The sequence below is a fragment of the Vibrio sp. 704 genome, from assembly GCF_033339295.1.
The window spans coordinates 1-573 of sequence record NZ_JAWOUH010000784.1 but is presented as its reverse complement, the minus strand read 5'-3'; the positions used below and the strand labels follow the sequence as shown (position 1 = coordinate 573).

Annotated in this window: 1 protein-coding gene; it reads right to left on the bottom strand. The window is 43.6% G+C overall.

The features are described 5' to 3' along the window. A partial coding sequence (locus R7R24_RS29100) for an SDR family NAD(P)-dependent oxidoreductase (RefSeq protein WP_318120511.1) occupies positions 1–212 on the bottom strand: 212 nt, incomplete at its 3' end. Positions 213–573: the final 361 nt, after the last annotated feature.

The following is a 573-nucleotide window of genomic DNA, read 5'->3' as shown; positions in this document are numbered from 1 at the left end:
TGCGCGAATACCGTATCCAAAAAGGCTTCGTCACGGATGTCACCTTGGTGGAACTCAGGCTGTTTGCCAGTCAGCGCTTCAATACGGTTTAACACTTCCAGTTTGGCGTTACACAAGTTATCAACGATGATAGGTTCCATTCCCGCTTCAATCATCTGAACGCAAGTGTGACTACCGATGTATCCCATACCGCCAGTGACAAGAACTTTCACTTTTTGCTTCTCCACGTTTGCTGCTTTCTGTTCATACCTCACTCTGATGCGCTAAAAGCCAATCGCCATTGCATCGAATCGGTACGCCCATTTCTTAACTGGCTAAAAGTCTAGCAACCAATCTCGATCCAGATCCGTGATCGAATTCAAATTGTGTAAACGTTTCCACAAAATTACACAAAAGCCTTATTTTAGATGCTGACTTTAGTTAAATTAAACCAGGAGGATGATGAGCAGTGAAGATGAGTCGAGCAGATACCGCTCTCTTTCGTGGATCGCACGATTTTACTAAAAGTTTGTGCATCCCTAAGTAGCTGTTTACAATAGCCAGATTATTGAGTTCTCACTTGGACTGTGAGCA